Genomic DNA, 3,887 nt, shown 5'->3' with positions numbered 1-3,887 from the left:
GGCAAAAAGCTGGTGCCGCAGTTCACTAAAGCAGAATTGCGCGAGTTGGGCGTTAAAGTTGACACCGTTCCGGCACTGAATCTGCTTGATGATAATTCACCTGTGGGGGACATCAGCGAATATATACCTGAGGCCCGTTATGACTTTAGTGCTGATACCCAGGTGTTGCAATTGCGTATACCGCAAATGTACCGAAATACTCAGATCTCAGGCGATACCAATCCAAAATACTGGGACGACGGTATTCCTGCGCTATGGACGAGTTACTACATCTCCGGTTCTCATCAACGATTTAATGGGGATGAAAGTTCTTCAAATTGGGTGAGTTTGAATTCAGGGATAAACCTTGGACCGTGGCGACTGCATAATATGGGAACCTGGGGCCAGGATGACGGCTGGCAATCGATCAATACCTCGCTGCAACGCGACATTAAACCGTTGCGCAGCCAGTTTGAAGCTGGGCAGACCTCGACCAATGGCGAACTGTTTGACAGCGTACAGATGACAGGGATCAAACTTGAAACCGACACCAGTATGTTGCCGAGCAGTCTACAGGGTTTTGCGCCAGTGGTACGCGGGATTGCAAACAGTGATGCCAAAGTAACCGTCAAACAAAATGGTTATGTCATCTATCAGACGAATGTTTCTCCCGGACCATTTGAAATTCGCGACCTGAGTCAGGTGACGGCAGGGGCCGATCTTGAGGTGACGGTTCAGGAAGCCGATGGTACGGAGCGCAGCTTTATTCAGGCCAGTTCTTCAGTACCGATTATGCTGCGAGAAGGGGCGATGAAATACAGCTTGGCGGCGGGGAAGTATCGTGATGTCGATAATGGTGAAGAACCGGGATTCGGCCAGGCGACACTCATCTATGGTTTACCCTACGGCATGACCGCTTATGGCGGTATGCTAGGTGTATCGATGTACCATTCAGCCTTAGTAGGGATGGGGGTCGATCTTCAGCAGTTTGGTTCACTTTCGACGGACGTTACTGCCGCCAAAACCGCGTTTAATGACGATCGCGACGACGCTCGTGGTCAATCATGGCGGGCTCAGTATGCCAAAGATTTCCCGCTGACCGATACGACCGTGACGCTGGCTAGCTATCGCTACTCCACATCGGGTTTTTACACCTTCCAGGAAGCGCTGGATCAGCGCAACAATAACTATGATAGCGACGATATTTACAGTTATCGCAGCACTAATAATCGTCGTAGTCGTCAGCAGTTTAGCCTTTCTCAGTCGCTGCATTCATGGGGCTCGGTTTATGCCAATGCATATCAGCAGGATTACTGGGGGATGGACGGGTATGAACGCAGTATTAGCCTTGGCTACAGTAGCAGTTGGCAGGGGATCAACTGGTCGGTGAACTACAACCTGACGAAAACGCCTTCGACGACTGACGATCAGCAGATTGCCTTTTCCATCAATGTACCTTTGGCGCGTTGGCTGTCGAATTCATGGGCTACTTATAATATGAACAGCACCAGACATGGCAATACATCGCATCAAGTGGGGATTAGCGGCACGCTGCTGGAAGATAACAATTTAAGCTATAACCTTCAGCAAACCTACACCAATAGTGATGCTGGCAATGGCGCATATCTCTCATCGCGCTATCGCGCTTCGGTGGGCGAGTTCAGTTCCAGCTACAGTTATCAGAAAGATAACAAGCAGTGGAGCTATAGCGCACAGGGTAGCGTGGTCGCGCATTCGCATGGAGTCACGTTGGGCCCGTCTATACAGGATGCTTTTGCGATCGTGCATATTGCTGATGGCAATAATGTCAAAGTCCAAAATTCGTGGGGCGTTTATACCGATTATTGGGGCAATGCGGTTGTGCCTTCATTAACAAATTATCGGCGTAATACGATAACGGTTAATACGTATGGACGGGATGATATTGATATTCAGGATTCCTCATTAGACGTAACACCTACCAAAGGCGCGGTCGTTGCGGCGGATTTTACTGCTCGCACGGGTAAGCGTGCGTTGATAACGCTGAAGCGCAATCATGGCGTCGTGCCTTTTGGCGCGATGCTTAGTCTGTCGGAGAGCACCGCCATTGTGGGCGATGACGGTGAAGTTTATCTCACCGGACTTAAGGGAACCCAGACCTTTACCGTGCAATGGGGCGATGGACGAGAAGCAAGATGCGCTGGAAGCGTGACAATACCTGAAGAAGTACCGGCAGGTATTTATAAAGCAAACGTGCAGTGCCAGTGAAGACTGACTCTAAAAGAAAGGAATCTATAATGAATATTAAACCAGGCTATTTAGGGGCGCTGTTATTACTGATTAGCGGTAGCAGCTGGGCGAGTTGTTCTTTTACTCAGGGCGGTGTTGGACCTGGACCTTTTACCATACCAGCGTTGGTGGTAAGCCAGGATGCGACGCCTGGTACGATACTTTATAGTCAAGAACTGGTTGGTTCTGCGATTAAATTGAAATGTACGGGAGTTGCTCCTATTTATAAAGGATACAGGTATCTGAGCACCCGTTGGGAAAATAGTGTTGGACTGTCAGCTGTTTATAAAACTAACGTTCCCGGCATCGGTATTCAGGCAAAATGGAACAACACCGGGAGATCGCTTGCTACAGACGGTAACTATATCCTCTCTTATTTTGAAGCTGAGGATATGACAGAAGATTATGAATATACTATTTCACCCCGAATAGGTATTAGGATTGTTGTCATCGGGCCCATTGAAAGCGGCACTATTGATGCCAGCCGTTTGTTGGCCGAATGGGTATATGACAACCAGACGGTTGCCCAACTCACCTTTAACCCTGTGAGCGTAAACGTGCAGGCTAACACCTGTAACCTTGTTGAGAAAAATATTTCCGTACCGCTTAAACAGATCACAACGGGTGAATTTAACAACGGTTATTCAGACGTTGTCTCAGATGATGCCTTCAAAATTCAGCTTGATGCCTGTAAAGCCGATATACAGGTTGATTATCGGTTTACGACCTCAGGGTCGACGGGGGTAACCAGCGGTAATATTCTTAGTATTGCTAGCGGAACGGACGCCGCCGAAGGCGTGGGAATTCAAATCCTTGATAACAATAACAACGTTCTCCAGTTTGATACGGATTATACCGCTGCCTCGAAAACGACAGAGAATCAGGCCATCACTATTCCTCTTCAGGCGCGTTATGTCAAAACGGGGACGGTCAAAGCCGGGCAGGTAGATGCCGTCGCGACGTTTGAAGTTTATTATCGCTAAGCGGTAATGACCTGCCAAATTTGGCAGGTCATTACCCAATTCCATCATCTTTCTATATCCCTTCTCCCAATCTGGTTATTTCTTAACCCCTTAGTTTTAGTAGGGGCGCGTATTGCTTGCGCTCGCAACAGCGTTTCGAATATCATACTCTCGTTATAAGAATAATTCTCGTTTACGTTATCATTCACTTTCATCAGAGAAATACCAATGGCGCGTATTAAAACTGCTCAGCCAAATTCCTCGCTGCGTAAAATTGCAGTTGTGGTAGCCACAGCGGTTAGCGGCATGTCTGTCTATGCACAGGCGGCGGTTCAACCGAAAGAAGAAACCATCACCGTAACCGCAGCGCCTGCTCCGCAGGAAAGTGCATGGGGGCCAGCGGCAACCATCGCCGCACGACAGTCTGCTACGGCGACCAAAACCGATACTCCGATTCAAAAAGTTCCTCAGTCTATTTCAGTGGTCACCGCTGAAGAGATGGCGTTACATCAGCCGAAATCGGTTAAAGAGGCGCTCAGCTACACTCCTGGTGTCGCCGTGGGTACGCGTGGCGCATCCAATACCTATGACTATCTGATTATTCGCGGATTCGCGGCAGACGGCCAAAGTCAGAACAACTATCTGAATGGCCTGAAGATGCAGGGTAACTTCTACAAC

Annotated in this window: 3 protein-coding genes; all 3 read left to right on the top strand. The window is 48.7% G+C overall.

The window, feature by feature from the left end:
* Window positions 1-2,226: fimbria/pilus outer membrane usher protein (locus tag KQJ18_RS22440; protein ID WP_216422785.1), on the top strand; the 2,226-nt coding region annotated here is incomplete at its 5' end.
* Between the two features lie 29 nt (window positions 2,227-2,255).
* Window positions 2,256-3,230, top strand: a complete 975-nt coding sequence (locus KQJ18_RS22435; protein WP_216422784.1) for a fimbrial protein — start codon at window positions 2,256-2,258, stop codon at window positions 3,228-3,230.
* Between the two features lie 207 nt (window positions 3,231-3,437).
* A partial coding sequence (locus KQJ18_RS22430) for a TonB-dependent receptor plug domain-containing protein (protein WP_216422783.1) occupies window positions 3,438-3,887 on the top strand: 450 nt, incomplete at its 3' end.

The sequence above is a fragment of the Citrobacter sp. S55_ASV_140 genome, from assembly GCF_018919505.1.
Classification (GTDB): Bacteria; Pseudomonadota; Gammaproteobacteria; order Enterobacterales; family Enterobacteriaceae; genus Citrobacter; species Citrobacter werkmanii.
The sequence above is the reverse complement of the archived record's forward strand: the minus strand, read 5'-3'. Positions and strand labels throughout refer to the sequence as shown.